This is a genomic window from Rhizobium sp. CF122, assembly GCF_000282035.1.
Lineage (GTDB): Bacteria > Pseudomonadota > Alphaproteobacteria > Rhizobiales > Rhizobiaceae > Rhizobium.
Window position 1 is genome coordinate 163,592 of sequence record NZ_AKKA01000070.1, and the last position, 16,911, is coordinate 180,502.

At 59.4% G+C, this 16,911-nt stretch carries 21 protein-coding genes; 11 read left to right on the plus strand and 10 right to left on the minus strand.

Annotated elements, in window-relative coordinates; translation table 11 throughout:
- The first annotated feature begins 105 nt into the window (after positions 1–105).
- The 6 genes from PMI09_RS13695 (at position 106) to PMI09_RS31360 (ending at position 4,332) form a co-directional block, all read left to right on the plus strand.
- Positions 106–879, plus strand: coding sequence for a GntR family transcriptional regulator (locus PMI09_RS13695; RefSeq protein WP_007794667.1), 774 nt, complete (start codon positions 106–108; stop codon positions 877–879).
- Positions 876–1,907 carry an SIS domain-containing protein gene (locus PMI09_RS13700; RefSeq protein ID WP_007794670.1) on the plus strand — a complete coding sequence of 344 codons (1,032 nt, stop codon included), beginning with the start codon at positions 876–878 and terminating at the stop codon, positions 1,905–1,907. Before PMI09_RS13695 ends, PMI09_RS13700 begins: the two co-directional genes overlap by 4 nt.
- On the plus strand, positions 1,907–3,058 hold the full coding sequence (nagA, locus tag PMI09_RS13705; RefSeq protein WP_007794674.1) for an N-acetylglucosamine-6-phosphate deacetylase: 1,152 nt from the start codon (positions 1,907–1,909) through the stop codon (positions 3,056–3,058). The genes PMI09_RS13700 and nagA overlap by 1 nt, the downstream gene beginning before the upstream one ends.
- 14 nt (positions 3,059–3,072) lie before the next feature.
- Positions 3,073–3,801 (plus strand): SIS domain-containing protein, encoded by a 729-nt coding sequence (locus tag PMI09_RS13710; RefSeq protein WP_007794676.1) that lies wholly within the window; start codon positions 3,073–3,075, stop codon positions 3,799–3,801.
- A 142-nt stretch (positions 3,802–3,943) separates the two neighbouring features.
- Positions 3,944–4,090: a hypothetical protein gene (locus tag PMI09_RS31735; protein ID WP_007794679.1), complete on the plus strand. Its 147-nt coding sequence runs from the start codon at positions 3,944–3,946 to the stop codon at positions 4,088–4,090.
- 89 nt (positions 4,091–4,179) lie between these two features.
- Positions 4,180–4,332, plus strand: coding sequence for a hypothetical protein (locus tag PMI09_RS31360; RefSeq protein WP_007794684.1), 153 nt, complete (start codon positions 4,180–4,182; stop codon positions 4,330–4,332).
- Here PMI09_RS31360 and PMI09_RS13715 read toward each other — a convergent pair.
- Both PMI09_RS13715 and PMI09_RS13720 read right to left on the minus strand, forming a co-directional pair.
- Positions 4,329–5,054, minus strand: coding sequence for a beta-ketoacyl-ACP reductase (locus PMI09_RS13715; RefSeq protein ID WP_007794687.1), 726 nt, complete (start codon positions 5,052–5,054; stop codon positions 4,329–4,331). The two genes, PMI09_RS31360 and PMI09_RS13715, sit on opposite strands and share 4 nt — an antisense overlap.
- 68 nt (positions 5,055–5,122) lie before the next feature.
- The gene (locus PMI09_RS13720; RefSeq protein ID WP_007794691.1) at positions 5,123–6,304 is read right to left on the minus strand and encodes an acetyl-CoA C-acetyltransferase; all 1,182 of its coding nucleotides are present in this window, start codon (positions 6,302–6,304) and stop codon (positions 5,123–5,125) included.
- 235 nt (positions 6,305–6,539) lie between these two features.
- Here PMI09_RS13720 and phaR point away from each other — a divergent pair, with 235 nt between their 5' ends.
- Positions 6,540–7,112 carry a polyhydroxyalkanoate synthesis repressor PhaR gene (phaR, locus tag PMI09_RS13725; RefSeq protein WP_007794694.1) on the plus strand — a complete coding sequence of 191 codons (573 nt, stop codon included), beginning with the start codon at positions 6,540–6,542 and terminating at the stop codon, positions 7,110–7,112.
- 3 nt (positions 7,113–7,115) lie between these two features.
- Here the strand turns inward: phaR and PMI09_RS13730 are convergent, their stop codons facing one another.
- The 5 genes from PMI09_RS13730 to mtgA all read right to left on the minus strand — a co-directional run bounded on the left by PMI09_RS13730 (position 7,116) and on the right by mtgA (position 10,239).
- On the minus strand, positions 7,116–7,520 hold the full coding sequence (locus PMI09_RS13730) for a hypothetical protein (protein WP_007794698.1): 405 nt from the start codon (positions 7,518–7,520) through the stop codon (positions 7,116–7,118).
- 148 nt (positions 7,521–7,668) lie between these two features.
- Positions 7,669–7,854 (minus strand): 50S ribosomal protein L32, encoded by a 186-nt coding sequence (gene rpmF / locus PMI09_RS13735; protein WP_003543812.1) that lies wholly within the window; start codon positions 7,852–7,854, stop codon positions 7,669–7,671.
- A 156-nt stretch (positions 7,855–8,010) separates the two neighbouring features.
- Positions 8,011–8,658: a glutathione S-transferase family protein gene (locus tag PMI09_RS13740; RefSeq protein WP_007794702.1), complete on the minus strand. Its 648-nt coding sequence runs from the start codon at positions 8,656–8,658 to the stop codon at positions 8,011–8,013.
- Positions 8,659–8,671: 13 nt separating this feature from the next.
- The gene (locus tag PMI09_RS13745) at positions 8,672–9,391 is read right to left on the minus strand and encodes a DUF1868 domain-containing protein (protein ID WP_007794705.1); all 720 of its coding nucleotides are present in this window, start codon (positions 9,389–9,391) and stop codon (positions 8,672–8,674) included.
- 101 nt (positions 9,392–9,492) lie between these two features.
- Positions 9,493–10,239, minus strand: coding sequence for a monofunctional biosynthetic peptidoglycan transglycosylase (gene mtgA, locus PMI09_RS13750; protein WP_193385397.1), 747 nt, complete (start codon positions 10,237–10,239; stop codon positions 9,493–9,495).
- Between the two features lie 135 nt (positions 10,240–10,374).
- On the opposite strand from mtgA, the gene PMI09_RS13755 reads away from it, so the two are divergent.
- Positions 10,375–11,289 carry a polyprenyl synthetase family protein gene (locus PMI09_RS13755; protein WP_007794711.1) on the plus strand — a complete coding sequence of 305 codons (915 nt, stop codon included), beginning with the start codon at positions 10,375–10,377 and terminating at the stop codon, positions 11,287–11,289.
- A 118-nt stretch (positions 11,290–11,407) separates the two neighbouring features.
- Positions 11,408–12,046 (plus strand): LysE family translocator, encoded by a 639-nt coding sequence (locus tag PMI09_RS13760; protein ID WP_007794714.1) that lies wholly within the window; start codon positions 11,408–11,410, stop codon positions 12,044–12,046.
- A gap of 14 nt (positions 12,047–12,060) precedes the next feature.
- On the opposite strand, the gene ispG is transcribed toward PMI09_RS13760, so the two are convergent.
- The 3 genes from ispG to PMI09_RS13775 all read right to left on the minus strand — a co-directional run bounded on the left by ispG (position 12,061) and on the right by PMI09_RS13775 (position 15,438).
- On the minus strand, positions 12,061–13,311 hold the full coding sequence (gene ispG, locus PMI09_RS13765; RefSeq protein ID WP_007794717.1) for a flavodoxin-dependent (E)-4-hydroxy-3-methylbut-2-enyl-diphosphate synthase: 1,251 nt from the start codon (positions 13,309–13,311) through the stop codon (positions 12,061–12,063).
- Between the two features lie 98 nt (positions 13,312–13,409).
- Positions 13,410–14,603 carry an MFS transporter gene (locus PMI09_RS13770; protein ID WP_007794720.1) on the minus strand — a complete coding sequence of 398 codons (1,194 nt, stop codon included), beginning with the start codon at positions 14,601–14,603 and terminating at the stop codon, positions 13,410–13,412.
- Between the two features lie 52 nt (positions 14,604–14,655).
- Positions 14,656–15,438 (minus strand): DeoR/GlpR family DNA-binding transcription regulator, encoded by a 783-nt coding sequence (locus PMI09_RS13775; RefSeq protein WP_037083067.1) that lies wholly within the window; start codon positions 15,436–15,438, stop codon positions 14,656–14,658.
- 246 nt (positions 15,439–15,684) lie between these two features.
- Here PMI09_RS13775 and PMI09_RS13780 point away from each other — a divergent pair, with 246 nt between their 5' ends.
- On the plus strand, positions 15,685–16,458 hold the full coding sequence (locus PMI09_RS13780; RefSeq protein WP_007794728.1) for an amino acid ABC transporter substrate-binding protein: 774 nt from the start codon (positions 15,685–15,687) through the stop codon (positions 16,456–16,458).
- 30 nt (positions 16,459–16,488) lie between these two features.
- A complete protein-coding gene (locus tag PMI09_RS13785) occupies positions 16,489–16,812 on the plus strand; it encodes a hypothetical protein (RefSeq protein WP_007794731.1) in 324 nt (107 codons plus the stop codon).
- Positions 16,813–16,911 lie beyond the last annotated feature (99 nt).

The following is a 16,911-nucleotide window of genomic DNA, read 5'->3' on the forward strand; positions in this document are numbered from 1 at the left end:
GATCGCCCCAACCGACAAACCCTCGCATGCTACCTGCGAGGGTTTTTTTGTTCCGAAGTCATTTTCGACTTGCGATTGGTTCTAGATAGGTTCTATCTTTAGGGCATGGATAGAACCAGTCTGATCGCCGAACTGAACAGTCGAGGCCTGCGCGACGAGGCGCTCACAGGGCCGCTTTACAAGCGGTTGGCGCAGGCTCTGACGGGCCTGATCCAGGAGGGACTGCTGAGACCTGGAACCGCGCTTCCCGGCGAGCGGGATCTTGCCGAGGCATTGAAGGTCGGACGCGTGACAGTCCGCACAGCTTATCGCGACCTGATGAACGCAGGCACACTTGAATCCCGGCATGGAAGCGGCACCTTCGTCTCCAGCAAGGTCGAACGCATGGAACAGTCGCTATGGCGGCTTTCTTCCTTCTCCGCCGACATGCGCTCACGCGGTCGCGCGCCTGCGGCTCGGATCTTGTCTCGAACTGTCAATACGCCATCTCCTGATGAAGCCTTTTTGCTTGGCCTCGGGCTTGATGAACCTGTGCTGCGCCTGGATCGTCTGCGTCTTGCCGACGGTCTGCCGCTTGCGATCGAACGTGCTGTCGTGCCGATTAAGTTCCTTGGAGAAAATGCCGGCGGAGAAGGATCTCTGTACGAGGCGCTCGCGGCGCGCGGCCACCGTCCCGTTCGAGCCCTCCAAAGGCTCACGGCTGTGACGCTCGATCCGTCGTCAGCGGCGGCGCTAGACGTGAAGGCGGGTGCGCCTGCCCTGCTGATCGAACGCGTCTCGCGCCTGGAGGACCAACGCGTCGTCGAATACACCCGTTCCCACTATCGTGGCGATGCATATGATTTTGTTGCAGAATTAAGAATCGGAGAAGACCTATGAGTGAAAGCCATTCGCTGATGTTGCAGGAAGCCGGCCAGTCGCCGGAGGTCGTCGCAACACTGCTTCAGAAAGAAAAGCCGGTCTTCGACGAAATTGCGAAGCTGTTTGCATCAGGCGCTCCGACCATGGTGACGACGGCAGCGCGCGGATCTTCCGACCATGCCGCGACCTTCTTCAAATACCTCTTCGAGATCACCTGTGGCGTGCCGGTTGCGTCGGTTGGCCCATCGATCGCGTCGGTCTATGGCGCGTCTCTACATCTGAAGGGCGGCATCCACTTCACGGTGTCGCAATCCGGCGCAAGCCCCGACATCATTGCCTTGCAGGATGCCGCAAAGCACGGTGGTGCGACGACGATTGCGGTCGTCAACGTCACCGATAGCCCGCTCGCCAAGCAGGCTGACATCGTTCTCGGCCTCAATGCAGGCCCGGAGAAGAGCGTAGCGGCGACCAAGTCCTTCATCGCCTCAGTCGCCGCGCTTTCCGGTGTCACGGCTGCCATCAGCGGCAAGCGCGATCTCCATACATCCTTGGAAAAGCTACCGGAAGCCCTCCAGGCGACCAGTGGGATTGATACGAAGGCAGCGGAGGATGTACTTTTCGAGGCCAGCTCGCTCTATACGGCCGGTCGCGGCCCCGCTTTCGCCATTGCGCTCGAGGCAGCTTTGAAAGCCAAGGAGACGGCCGGACTGCATGCAGAAGCCTTTTCGCTTGCCGAGCTGATGCATGGCCCGATGCGTCTTGTTCAGCCAGGCTTCCCGATCGTCGCCTTTACGCCCGATGATCCAGCATTCAGCAACAACGTCCAGGCGCTTGAGCGGCTGCGGAAGCTCGGCGCGACCACCGTGCCGTTCTCGGCCCAGCCGGTCTCTGGCATCAATCTGCAGGTGCCGACGACGGGCAGCGGCCTGCTCGACCCGCTCGTTTCCCTGCTCGTCTACTACCGCCTGATAGAATCCGTCACGCGCCGCAAGGGCTTCGACCCTGACAAGCCAGCCAACCTGCTCAAGGTCACGGAGACGATGTGATGGTTCGCAAAATCTTCTCCGGCGCGCGGATCTTCGACGGTCAGCGCTTCCACGACGACAAGGCGCTCATAGTCTCGGACGGGCGTGTCGAGAGCATTGCGTCGACAAGCGAACTGCCAGAGGGCGAGCATACGCGCTTTGAAGGTGGCGTGCTTTCGGCAGGCTTCATCGATGCGCAGGTGAATGGCGGTGGCGGCCGAATGCTCAACGACGAGCCATCGGCAGCCTCCATGTACATGATTGCCGATGGTCATCGACCCTACGGCACGACTGCATTGCTGCCGACGCTGATCACCGATACGGCGGACGCGACCGCCGCGGCGATCGAGGCGGCCAAGGAGACCGTCAAGACGAACCGCGGCGTAGCTGGCCTCCATCTCGAAGGTCCGCATCTGGCGCCGGCCCGCAAGGGAGCCCACCTTGCTGAACTCATGCGGCCAGTCGAGGATAAGGACGTTAAAGCGTTCATTGCGGCCAAGGAAGCGATCGGCACACTGCTGGTAACGATGGCGGCCGAACAGGTCACCGCAAAACAGGTACGCGAACTCAGTGAAGCCGGTGTCACCGTTAGCATAGGCCATTCCGATTGCACCAGCGAGGCCGCGGAGGCACGCTTCGACGCTGGCGCGCGTGGCGTCACCCACCTTTTCAACGCCATGAGCCAGCTCGGCCATCGTTCACCTGGCCTCGTCGGCGCGGCCATCGATCATCCTTCGGTCTGGTGCGGCATCATCGCCGACGGCCATCATGTTGATCAGAAGGCGCTTCGGACCGCTCTTCGTGCAAAGCGGGGCGAGGGCAAGCTCTTTTTCGTCACCGACGCGATGTCGCTGGTTGGATCGGAGCAAGTTTCCTTCACGCTGAATGGCCGGACCGTCCGACGCGAGAGAGGTGGCTTCTGTTCGAAGCTGGTCCTATCCGACGGCACGCTTGCCGGTTCCGACGTCGATATGGCGTCGACCATCCGCTATGGCGTTACCTATCTGGAACTGCCGCTCGCAGAGGCCCTTCGCATGGCGACGCTCTACCCGGCGCGCTTCCTGCGCCTTGAAGACCACGGCCACCTTTCGCCGGGTGCCCGAGCCGATCTGGTGCATCTGACCGATGCTCTCAAGGTCACTCGGACCTTCATCAGCGGCGAAGCGGCCTAGAAATCGAGGACGTGATGACAGCGATCACCGATGCTTACTTCTCCAATCTGATTGGCCGACTCGAGACTTTGAAGACGGAGCTTGCCGAGCCCATGGCTTTGGCGGCCAATGCGATCCTAGAAGCCGCACGCAATGACAAGCGGGTCTATGTGTTCGGCACCGGACACTCGCACATGCTGGCCGAAGAGGTGCACTATCGGGCAGGTGGCCTCGCTTTCACCGTTCCGGTTCTCGTTGGCTCCGCGATGCTGCACGAGGGCGCGGTGATCAGCTCCGTCTATGAGCGGACAGAAGGATTGGTGCGGCCGGTGCTGGAGCGCTATGGCATGCAGCCGGGCGATGTCATCATCATCGCGTCGAACTCCGGCGTGAATGCAGCGCCGATCGAAGCCGCCGATTATGGCCGCGAGATCGGTGCCAAAGTGATCGCGATCACATCGGTCTCCTATTCGAGTGCGGTTGCCAACGGCCGACGTCGCCTTGCGGACATCGCCGACATCGTGTTGGACAACGGTCTTCCTCCCGGCGATGCGGTGATCGGGCTCCCAGGTACGGAGCTGAAAGTCGGTCCGGTTTCGACCGCTATCGGTGCAACCGTCCTCAACGCCATCTTCGCTGACGTCGCTTTGGAGCTGTCGAAAGGCGGCGACGCGCCGATTTATCTCAGTGCCAACATGCCTGGCGCTGCCGCGGTGAACCAGCGGCTGGTGACGAAATATCGGCCGCGTAATCCCCATCTTTGAGCGCGCGCGATGCCCGATTGTCAACACCACGCTGACAGTCGGTCGCCAAAGTCCAATCTACCGGACCGTGAAGGTGAGGCGCATATTTCTTTCAAGAACAGCGGCGAGGCGATGTCCCGCCGGCTCGGAAAGGAACGGTCCCATGACCCAGATCATCTTGAATTCAGCGGTCGCCATCCTGATTGCGGCGGCCTTCGTAACGACGGCCACCGCCGCTCTTCGCGGCGAAGACCGCGCAATGCAGAAAGTGCCGGTCAGCGCTAAAGCAAAGCGCCACCCAAAGGGCTGAAAGACAGCCAAATAATTCCTCAAATCGGCCCCAATATCGACACCGGGTTGAACGACCAATGCGTCATGGGGAATCCGGAGTGCAGGGCAATGACGAGAATTATTGGTGCAGCCGCAATACTGACCATCGCCATGGCGGCCTATGCGGCATACTTGAATCCATACGATACGCGCAGCCAGCAAGGCCGCTATTCGCAGCAGGTCGAGAGCCACGATAACGGCCTTACGGCGTCCATCCGCTAAACGAACAACTGACCGCCATTGGCGCTTAGCGTCGATCCGGTGATGAAACCTGCGTCGTCGGAAACCAGGAAGACGACGCAGCGCGCAACCTCCTCCGGCTCACCGAGACGGCCAACCGGAATCTGCGGAATGATCCGCTCGTTCAGCACTTTCTCCGGCACGGCAAGGACCATTTCCGTACCGATATAGCCTGGGCATATCGCGTTCACGGTGATGTTCTTGGCAGCACCTTCTTGCGCAAGTGCTTTGGTGAAGCCGAGGTCTCCGGCCTTGGCAGCCGAATAGTTCGCCTGCCCCATCTGGCCCTTTTGGCCGTTGATCGAAGAGATGTTGACGATCCGCCCGTAGCTTCTATCGCGCATGCCACCCCAGACCTGGTGCGTCATGTTGAAGAGGCCGGTGAGGTTGGTATTGACGACCTCGTGCCACTGCTGCTGCGTCATCTTGTGGAACATCGCGTCTCGCGTGATGCCAGCATTGTTGACAAGGACATCGATCGGACCCAGTTCGGCCTCGACCTTCGCGATGCCCTCGCCGCATGATGCGTAGTCGGAAACATCCCATTTGAAGACGGGAATGCCTGTAGCGCCATGAAAGGCATTCGCCTTTTCGTCGTTGCCCGCGTAGTTGGCGGCAACCGTATAGCCCGCATTCTTCAGCGCGACGGAAATCGCGGCGCCAATGCCGCGGGTACCACCAGTGACAACAGCCACCCTGCTCATGTTCCGCTCCCTTGTTTGAAGGCCCCGCTATGCTGCGGGGCTCAGGTTATGGTTGGATTGCCTGCTATTCAAAGAGCTTCAAAGCACATCGCAACGCCCATGCCGCCACCGATGCACAGCGTCGCCAGCCCCTTCTTGGCGCCACGGCGCTTCATCTCGAAAAGGAGCGTGTTGAGCACCCGCGCGCCGGAGGCGCCGATCGGATGGCCGATCGCAATCGCACCACCGTTGACGTTGACAATCGAAGGATCCCAGCCGAGGTCCTTGTTGACGGCACAGGCCTGCGCGGCAAAGGCTTCGTTCGCTTCGACGAGATCGAGATCGCCGACGGACCAGCCGGCCTTCTCCAGCGCCTTGCGCGATGCCGGGATCGGGCCCGTTCCCATGACCTGCGGATCAACGCCCGCCGTCGCCCAGGAGACAATGCGGACGAGCGGCTGAATACCACGACGAGAGGCTTCAGCTTCGGTCATCAGCACGGCCGCGGCGGCGCCATCGTTCAAGCCGGAGGCATTCGCTGCGGTAACCGTGCCGTCCTTGTCGAAGGCAGGACGCAATTTGGCCATCGAGTCCAACGTCGCGCCGTGACGGATGTATTCGTCGGCATCGACCGTCACGTCGCCCTTACGTGTCTGGATGACGAAGGGAATGATCTCATCGGCGAAACGTCCAGCCTTCTGCGCGGCTTCCGCCTTGTTCTGCGATGCGACCGCGAATCGGTCCTGCTCCTCGCGGGACAGCTGCCACTGACGCGCAATGTTTTCGGCGGTGATGCCCATGTGGTAGCCATAGAAAGCGTCTGTCAGGCCGTCCTTGATCATGGTGTCGACCATTTTCATGTCGCCCATTTTGACGCCGCCGCGCAGATGTGCAGCGTGCGGCGCCATCGACATCGACTCCTGACCGCCCGCGACGATGATCTTTGCGTCACCGAGCGCAATCTGCTGCATGCCAAGCGCCACGGCGCGAAGACCCGAACCGCAGAGCTGATTGACGCCCCACGCGGTCGCCTCCTTGGGGACGCCCGCCTTCATGGCCGCCTGCCGGGCCGGGTTCTGGCCTTCGCCGGCCGGCAGAACCTGGCCGAGAATGACTTCATCGACTTCACCGGCCTCGACGCCTGCACGCTCCAGCGCGCCCTTGACCGCAGCCGCGCCCAGTTCATGGGCCGGAACGGTGGCGAAGGCGCCGTTAAATGAGCCAACGGCAGTGCGGCCTGCACTAGCGATGACGATGGATGAACCCGACATGACGATCTCCTCGTTAACTCCACCAGATTAGAGGAAACTGACAAAGCTTCAACGCCGAGTCAAACGACAAGACTCTACCATTCAATTTTAGGGATTGCTTACGCTGGGGCAAATTATCTCTGCCGTAAAAGGGGTTGCCGCATCGCACAAAGAGATTGTCACTGGGCTTCGTTTGCGTCTACATTCCTCGATGGAGGAATTTCCATAACAATCAGACGGGCTTCGGGAGACTGATATGGCGAAGAATGACGGGCAGATCGTAATCAAGAAATACGCCAATCGCCGCCTCTACAATACAGGCACCAGCACTTATGTGACGTTGGAAGACCTGGCGGAGATGGTGAAGAAGGGTGAGGATTTTACGGTCCAGGATGCAAAGAGCGGCGACGACATTACCCACTCGGTACTGACGCAAATCATTTTCGAACAGGAATCCAAGACGGGCAACACGCTGCTGCCGATCTCGTTCCTCCGCCAGCTGATTACCTACTACGGCGACCAGATGCAGATGGTCGTTCCGAGCTTCCTGGAACATTCCATGCGCGCCTTTACTGAACAGCAGGCACAGATGCGCGAGCAGGTGACGCGCGCTTTCGGCGAAACGCCGATCGGCAAAAACCTGCAACTGCCGATGCAAATGGTCGAAGAGCAGGTCCGTCGCAACACCGAGATGTTCCAGCAAGCCATGCAGATGTTTTCGCCGTTCATGACGCCACCGGCCAAGGAAAGCCGCAAGGCGGAAGCAAAGGACATCGATGAGCTGAAGGAACAGCTGCGCGCACTTCAGAGCAAACTCGACAATCTCTAAGCTTCAGAGCCCGATCGAAACATCGCGCCCGGCGGTGCGAATAGATACGGCAAAGCCGCCAATCACATCGATCAACGCAATCGTCATCAGGATGAAGAAAACCTGGGTGGCCGCATCCTGGACGAGAAGAAACTCGACCAGGAAGGCTATGAAGACGAGCATCGACAGCATGTGATTGGTTAGGCTACCGTCATTGCGCGTCGCCTTCAGTATCTCGAAGAACAGGACCGCAAGCGCGACGACGATAAAGAGGTCGCCGAGCGCCATGCTCCACATAGCTCCCGAAATCATCGACAAAACGATGACGTCGTTCTGCAGCGAGGGAAGCCCACCGCTGCCCATAAAGCCCAGCATCGACATATTGTAAAGAATGAATGGAATAATCATCAGTGGCACGGCATTGAACATATGGCACAGCTCCCCCTCAGCCGGAGAATAGTGCCGTAAACAGCCGCATCACTTCAAGATATCATAAGAATGTATTTGCCGCGGGAAAAAGCAAAAGGTCGGCACTGGGCCGACCTCGCAAGTCCTACTCAGGCAAAACGCAAGTGTATTATGCGCTTTCCTTCGGCGTCAGAACCTGACGGCCGCGATACATACCGGTCTTCAGATCGATATGGTGCGGACGACGCAGTTCGCCGGAGTTCTTGTCTTCAACGTAGGTCGGAGCCTTCAGTGCGTCTGCAGAGCGGCGCATACCGCGCTTGGACGGGCTCGTTTTTCTCTTCGGTACAGCCATTTCTCTTACTCCACTTCACGGGCAAACACATCCAACGGCCAGACTGGCGGCCGAAACGACGTATCGCGATTTCGGAAATTTTGCGCGCTTATACATGCCTTGAGGGGGCTTGACCAGTCCCCAAGTTTATTTTTTGGAATTCTGGCGATTCAAGAGTCAGACCTCGTCCTCCTCGACAATCCAGGGCTCGGACCGCGCTGCCTCTTCCCACTTCATCCAGGCCGGATGCGCCTTGACGGCGGCGATATAGCTCAGAGTGTCGCTGGCAGAAACTAGGTCGTAGACATCGAAGCGGCTGACAACAGGTGCGAACATGGCATCGGCGCCCGAAAAAGCGCCGAAAAGGAACGGCCCACCCGAATGAGCGCGCAAGTCACGCCAAATCGTCTCGATGCGGGCGACGTCGGCCATGACGCCGTCGGCGAGCGCAATCTTGCCCTTCGGCCGCCGGATATTCATCGGGCAAGCGCCGCGCAAGGCCCTGAAACCCGACAGCATCTCCATGGAAACGGCTCGCGCCACGGCTCGCTTGTCACGCTGCTTTGGCCAGATTCCGGCTTCCGGAAAAAGTTCGGCAACATACTCGATGATCGCCAACGACTGCCAGACACGAACGTCGCCGTGCTGGAGCACCGGCACCTGACCCGTTGGCGAGAACTCCTTGAAGTGCGGATTGCCCGCCGCGAAATCGAAGGGGACAAGCAGTTCATCGAACGGAATACCCGCGGCCGTCATGGCGATCCACGGCCGAAGCGACCACGACGAATAGTTCTTGTTGCCGATATAGAGCGTCAGCCTGTCCAAGAGGGTCTCCCTTTTACGCTTCGGGCGCGAACACAAGCCGCTCCTCGAAATGGTTCATATCGTCGAAAGTGCAGAAGGCGGGCGGCCTCAACGCTATGACGGGCGCGTTTTCGCGCAGCGTGGCGAGCGCGCGGTCGAGCATAGCCTGCCATGCCGGAAGTGCTGCTTCCTGTAGCCGTACGATTGGGTAGCAGAATGTGATATGGAACTCATAGGTATCATGATCCGGATGTCGGTAGCCGAACACATCGGCGAAAGCGTCACGCCATTCCTTCATAACGCGCCGATCCGCAGCCGTAGCACCGTTCACGGTAAGCCCGACCGGCGTCACTTCGGTAACTTCAACATCGAAGGAGCCGAGCGACTCGAAGGATTGCAACCAATCCAGATAAATCTCGCTCATACGCTCGATCCCGGTATCAAGCGCCACATCCTGCGGCCAATAAGGCAGCCGGCGGCGATACTCGATAATGCCCTGAAACAGCGTCATATGCAGGCTGGAGATCGGCGTGAAGGCAAACTGCGATGTTTCCGGCATCTCTAGAAAGCTCTGGCGCGCCTCAATGATCGCTTGCTGTGACGGTGATCCCTCGATCAGATGACAGACGACGGTATTGCCCGGCTCGCGCAGAAACGTACCGGCTGCGTCGTAGCGGGTCCCGAAATGACGTGGCGGAGTAGGGTTATGGGTCGCGGAATAGGTGAGAAGCGCGGGCGAAAAGGCAGAAATCATCGCTGGCAGTCCAGTCGTTGGTGGCGGGATTTCCGTCCATACTTTCTTTTAAAGCACGAATGCCAGATGACACTCATGAACACCAACGACTTATTCCAATATCAATCATAAATGCATCTGATGTAATCGCCCGAACCGCGCGCGCGCCGCTCGATGAGGCTGGCAAGTCGTCGCAGCCCCCGCCCGGGCTTGCCGGCGTTACGATCGAAGGGGTTGGGAAGCGACACGGCGAGTAGGGCGGCTTGCCGGCTGGTCAGCTTCGATGCCGGTACCTTGAAATGGTGACGTGCCGCAGCCTCGATGCCATAGATGCCCGGCCCCCATTCTGCAATGTTGAGGTAAATCTCCATCAGGCGCCGCTTTGACCAGATAAAGTCTGCCGTCACAGCCAATGGCAGTTCCAGCGCCTTGCGAACGAACGAACGGCTATTCCATAGAAACAGGTTCTTGACGGTCTGCATCGGAATCGTACTGCCGCCACGCGTGGAGTGACCGCTTAGCGTATCCTCCAGGAGCATACGCATCTCATCCCAATCGACGCCGCCATGGAAACAGTACTGCCCGTCTTCGGACATCATCACCGACTGAACAAGAACCGGCGAGATATTGTCGATTGAGACCCATTGCCGGTCATAGCCGCGCAGCAACACCAGATCACGGAGCATGAGCGTGGAAACGGGATGAATGAAGGGCAGCAGGTAAAGGACGATCAGGACATACGGAAGGATAACGAGCCCCGCCAGCGCGAGAACGATGCGCATGATCACCGGACGACCCTTAAGCCAAAGAAACGCGTGCCTGTAAATCGGCACGGTCATGCTTTCCTCTCTCTCCGGCGTTATGTCCAAATTCCCCGACCCAGTCTCTTGCCCTTCTCCTCCATAGCGTTTGCGACCTGGCATTGCCAGAGACAAAGGAAATCTTCGCCGCACCATCGACAATTCCGTTGCAAGCGGAAGCCGGCTCATGCCAAACAGCGCGCCATGGACGCAAGCTCTGAAACATTCGAAGCCAGATTGACCGCCACGGCGCGAGAGGTCGAGGCTGTACTCGATATTCTACTGTCGCCGTCCGTACTGAACGACGAAATCGCCCGGCCGGAACGGCTGCGTTCGGCCATGCACTATGCCGTCCTGAACGGCGGCAAGCGGCTGCGACCCTTCCTTGTCGTCGAAACGGCATCGTTGCTCGGCGGCGACAGGAACGCGGCACTGAGGGTGGGAGCGGCACTCGAATGCGTGCACTGTTATTCGCTCGTCCACGACGATCTGCCGGCAATGGACGACGACGACCTGCGCCGAGGCAAGCCGACCGTGCACATCGCCTATGATGAAGCGACCGCCATCCTCGCCGGTGACAGCCTGCTGACCTATGCCTTTGACATCATCGCCGCACCCGAAACGAAATTACCTGACGCGGCCAAGGTGGCTTTGACGCTGGCACTAGCGCGCGCTGCAGGCATTGGAGGCATGGCCGGCGGCCAGGCTCTCGACCTTGCCGCCGAGAAGCAGGCGCCAGACGAGCAGAGCATCATCACGCTGCAGGCCATGAAGACTGGGGCACTCATCCGCTACGCCTGCGAGGCCGGCGCTATCGTCGCCGGTGCTTCCCCAGAGGATCGCGCGCGATTGCGTCAGTTCGGCGAGAGGATCGGTCTCGCCTTCCAGCTCGCCGACGACATTCTCGATCTCACCTCCGATGCCGCCACCATGGGCAAGGCGACGGGCAAGGACGCTGGCCGCGGCAAAGGCACGTTGGTGGCAATGCACGGCATGGCATGGGCGGAAGCCAAGCTTGCCGAGCAGGTGCGTGAGGCACAAGCACTGCTGGCTCCCTATTCCGAGCGCAGCATCATTCTCGCGGAAGCGGCTCGCTTCATTGCCGGACGCAAGAGCTGAAAAAGCGTCACCGGGACAATATTTCCGCCAACACACGAGACACAGTCTCTTGTCGATCGCCGCGAACCGCGCCTAAGAAATAGGGCCAATATTCAACCGGCCGAGTAAGAGACGCAAGATGCATGAGATCCTGACCTATCTACCGCAGATCCTGCCTGCCTACGTCGCTTATTTGATCGCCGTCATCAGCCCCGGCCCGGCAATCATGGCAATCGTGTCGACCTCTATGACGCATGGCCGAAAGGCGGGCATGACCATCTCGCTCGGCATCTTCGCCGGCTCGTTCACCTGGGCCTGCGCTGCCGCACTCGGCCTTGCTACCATCCTCCAGACCTACGCCATGGCGCTGGAGATCCTGAAGATCTTCGGCGGCCTCTATCTGCTCTACCTCGCCTACAAGGCCTTCAAGGCTGTTCGCGCCAACGATGAACTGCCGCAGACTGTCGTGCAAAAGCGCCTTACGACACCCGCCCTATTGCTGCGTGGCTACGGCATTCACGTCACCAACCCGAAAGCGATCTTCGCGTGGCTGGCGATCATCGCGCTCGGAATGCCGCAGGGCGCCCCGGCATCTGTCGCCGGCCTGATTATCGGCATTTGCATGACAACGGGATTCATCATCTTCATGGGCTATGCAGTGCTCTTCTCGACACCGCACGCGCTGAAGATCTATCGAAGCCTGCGACTCTGGATCGAAGGTGCCATGGCAGCCTTTTACTGCTTTGCAGGTTTAAAGCTTTTGACCAGCCGAATCTGACCCAGCGCCGCGGACTACTCCGCGGCCGTCTTCTGCCCGAACCGCTTTTCGATGTAGTCGATAACAAGCGCCTCGAAGTCTGAAGCGATGTTCGGACCGCGCAGCGTCAACGCCTTCTGGCCATCGATAAAGATGGGCGCTGCTGGCGTTTCGCCGGTGCCTGGCAACGAAATGCCGATGTCGGCGTGCTTGCTTTCACCAGGCCCGTTGACGATGCAGCCCATGACCGCAACGTTCAGAGCTTCGACGCCCGGATATTTTTCGCGCCAGACCGGCATGTTTTTGCGAATGTCGTTCTGGATGTTCTGCGCCAGTTCCTGGAAGACGGTCGAGGTCGTGCGGCCGCAGCCGGGACAAGCGGCCACGACAGGGATAAACTGGCGGAAGCCCATCACCTGCAGCAGTTCCTGGGCGACCTGCACTTCGCGCGTCCGGTCGCCATTCGGCTCCGGCGTCAGCGACACGCGGATGGTGTCGCCGATCCCTTGTTGCAGGACATAGCCCATGGCAGCCGACGAGGCGACGATCCCCTTGCTGCCCATCCCGGCTTCGGTAAGACCGAGGTGCAAAGCATGGTCAGAGCGTTCGGAGAGCATCGAATAGACGGCGATCAGATCCTGTACCTGGCTAACCTTGGCCGACAGGATGATCCGGTTGCGCGGCAGGCCGATCTCTTCGGCCAGATTGGCCGAAATCAAAGCGGACTGCACGATCGCTTCGCGAGTCACCTGCCGCGCCGAAAGCGGCGAGCCAGCCGCGGCGTTCTGATCCATCAGCGCCGTCAGCAACTCTTGATCCAGCGAACCCCAATTCACTCCGATGCGTACCGGCTTGTCGTAGCGGATCGCCATCTCGATGATATCACCGAACTGCTTGTCCTTCTTGTCCTTGAAGCCGACGTTGCCCGGGTTGATGCGGTATTTCGCCAACGCCTCGGCACAAGCCGGATGATCGGCAAGAAGCTTGTGGCCAATATAGTGAAAATCACCGACCAGCGGCACGTCCATGCCAAGGCGCAACAGCCTCTCGCGAATCTTCGGAACCGCAGCTGCACTTTCGTCGCGGTCTACGGTGATACGGACGATCTCCGAGCCCGCCTTGAAGAGAGCCGCCACCTGGGCAACCGTTGAGTCGATATCCGCCGTGTCGGTATTTGTCATCGACTGGACGACAACTGGCGCGCCACCGCCCACGATGACGCCGCCAACATCGACGGCGACGGATGCGCGGCGCGGTTTCGGATCAAAATCTGCAGCAGAAGACATATAGAGTTCTTGAACCCCTAAAATTCGTGTCTTTCAGGTGGATCATGCCTGCTTTGTTGTCAACCCGCCCCGCGCATCACTTTTGTTTGGAGCTGGGCTCAGTGACCGCCGCCTGAAATACCATCGGCATAGCGCGCCAGGTTCGAGAACAATAGCACGACGACAAGCAACACAGGTAGCGCCATGAAGACCACACTAAAGCCGATGTGCTCGGCGACGAAGCCGATCGCAGACGGCGCAACCAGCATGCCGGAATAGCCCATTGTGGTGACGACCGACAGGCCGATACCAGCCCTCAGGCCCGGAACATTGCCGGCAGCCGAAAAGGCGATCGGAACCATGTTTGAAATCCCGATCCCACAGAAGGCGAAGCCGAGGATCGCAATTTCCGCGTTGGGAGCAAAGGCCGCGAGGAGCATGCCTGATATGGCAAACAGCGTGCAGATCCGAAGCGTCGTCACGCCGCCGAGCCGGTCGCGAACAAGATCGCCGCCAAACCGCATGATCGCCATGGTGAGGGAGAAGGCCGCAAAGCCGAAGCCGGAGACGGCGACCGATGCGCCCAGTTCCTGACGCAGATAAAGCGCGCCCCAATCCAGCACGGCGCCCTCCGGAACCATGGAAAAAAGTGCCATGAGACCGAGCAGCCAGGGCAGCGGCGTGAGCGGCAGTCGCAGCTTTTCCTTCTTTTCGTCGGGGTGTGGTTGATCGGTGAGGATCATCGTCCACGCGATTGCAAGGAAGATCACAGCCAGCACGGTTGCGATCTGCGCATGCCAAAGTACGCCGAATTCGGCAATCAGCAAGCCGCCGAGACCTGCACCGATCAACCCCCCCAGGCTCCAGAAGGCATGGCACGAAGACATGATGGCGCGCCGCATCGATTGCTCGACGGCTACCGCGTTCGCATTCATGGCAACGTCCATCGCGCCGATAAAACCACCGAATAGAAAGATCGAGATTGCCCCGGTCAAGACGTTCGGCGAGAGCGTCAGCGCAAGCAGGGAAGGCAACAGGCAGACCGCAGCAACCTGCGCCACACGCTTCGAGCCGTAGCGTGCGATCTGCGTTCCTGCGATCGGCATCAGCATTAGCGAACCGACGCCGAAAACCAGGATCATCAGTCCGAGTTCGAACTTGCTGAGTTGCAGGCGTTCGGCGAAATCCGGAATCTTCGGCGCCCAGCAGCCGACCAGAAAGCCGTTCATCAGGAACAGCAACGAGACTGCCGCCCTGCCTCTGGTCACGAAGCCGCTTCTGGCGATCGTTGTCACGTTCACTTGACTGTCCATGCCTCTTCCCAATATGCCTCGGCGACGGAACCGGTCCGCGCCCGATTTTGAACTATGTTCTCGCCGTCTCGCGGGCCACGATCGTCTTGCAGCCGCGTTCGCGATATTGCGCCAGCATGGCTGGATCGGCGTTGCTTTCGACCACCAGACACGCGCAATGCGCCACAGCGAGAACGCCATGCGGCGCAGCGGTGGCAAATTTTTCTGAGGTCACCGCAACGAGGACCTTCCTGCTCCGCGATGCCGCAAAACGCTTGAACTCGGCATCCTCGAACCCGAAGGTCGTAACGCCTGCTGCCAGATCGATGCCGCAGGCGCCGAGCACGCAGAGATCGGGGGACAGCGACTCCATGTCCCGCATGGCCTTCGCACCAAGCGCTCCACCAACCTGCCGATCGAGCAGACCGCCGATAAGGATGACATTGACCAAAGGTTTTTCGAGCAGCGCGGCAGCGATCGCCGGCGCGTTCGTGGCCGCAGTCAGCGCCATGTCGGCGGGTAGCGCCGCAGCGATGGCAAGATTCGTGCTGCCGGCATCGAAGAAGACTGTCGATCCGGGCGCTATCTGCGAAACGGCAGCAAGTGCCAATGCTTGCTTGCGATCCCGCGCAACCCCCATGCGGTGGTTGAGGCTGGTGCTGGCGGGTGAAACCGGCAACGCACCGCCGTAAACGCGCTCGCAAAGGCCTGCAGCTGCCATCTCGCGAAGATCCCGACGCACCGTATCCTCGGACACGCCGAACTCCTCCGCCAGTTCGGCGGCAAGGACACGGCCGTTGATCTGCAGCTTCCGCGAAATGGCGCTTTGCCGCTCCTGCATGAGAAGTTCGTTCATGTTCGTGCCGGTTTCGTCGATCTCGTCATTAATCAGGCAAGAACATGCATAAACAAATGCGATTACGCACGCAAGGGCGCGCGCCATACACGTTTCGTCACGCTACGAAACAACGCCCACCGAAATCGTGAGAAATGAGAAAAATATTCGCACCTGCCGATTTTCTTTGCAGTTTTCTACGCTTCTTCTCAAATGCTTTTCTGCGATTTTCCATGCATCGATTACATCTGGTGAACTGGACAAGACATGAACCTCCTAAAGACCATCGCCGCCGCCGCACTGATACAGGCCGCCGCGCTCCTTCCTGCCATCGCCGGCGACAACCTCGCGGCCATCAAATCATCAGGTGTCTTGAAGATCGGCACCGAAGGAACCTATGCTCCGTTCACCTTTCATGACACGAGCGGCAAGCTGGTCGGTTTCGACGTGGAGATCGGCGAAGCGGTTGCCGCCAAGCTTGGCGTCAAGGCGGAATTCGTCGAAGGCAAATGGGACGGCCTGATCGCCGGTCTCGATGCGAAGCGCTACGACACAGTCATCAACCAAGTCGGCATCACCGAGGCGCGCAAGCAGAAGTATGACTTCTCCGAACCCTACATCGCGTCGAAGGCAGTCCTGATCGTTCGCGATGGCGACGACAGCATCAAGGGTTTTGCAGACCTCAAGGGCAAGAAGTCGGCTCAGTCGCTGACCAGCAACTTCGGTAAGCTCGCCCAGGAGGCCGGCGCCGAACTCGTCGGCACCGACGGCTTCGACCAGTCGATCCAGCTGGTGCTGACCAAGCGCGCGGACGCAACAGTCAACGACAGCCTTTCCTTCCTCGACTTCAAGAAGCACAAGCCAGAAGCTCCGGTGAAGATCGTGGCAGAGCAGGAAAATGCCGATTATTCCGGCATCATCATCCGCAAAGGCGAGCCGGAACTGCTGGAGGCGATCAACAAGGCACTGGACGACGTCAAGGCCGACGGCACCTACAAGAAGATTTCCGACAAGTACTTCGGCCAGGACGTTTCGAAGTAAGCTGAAAGCCATCAAACAGGGGCGGCACTTTTGTCGTCCCTGTTTTTACGCCGTCGGATCGACGTGATCATGCTGGCTGCGGTCAAGATTTATACGCTGCCTCATCATGCGATCAATCCTTTTCCGCTGCCGGATCTCGGAACGGATGGCCAGGATAAGCGCTCCGACGACGATGAGCAGAACGGCGCGGAAAACCCAAAGGGCGCCGGTAGGACCAAGGAGAGCGACTATCAGGCGGCCGTTTCTCCCGCCGTCGACATCGCCGACAAGGATCAGGCCCGCAACCACCGCTGCAAGGGCGGCATACAATCCGAAAATCAAGCGATCTCTTCTCATAGTGGTGAGAGAATGTAACCGCGGGATGAAAAAAGCGCTACGCGATCTGCTCTTGCAGGAAGTAGCCTGCGAAGGGTATCTCCCAAAGCACGCAACGATCGCGTCACTAGAACAGAA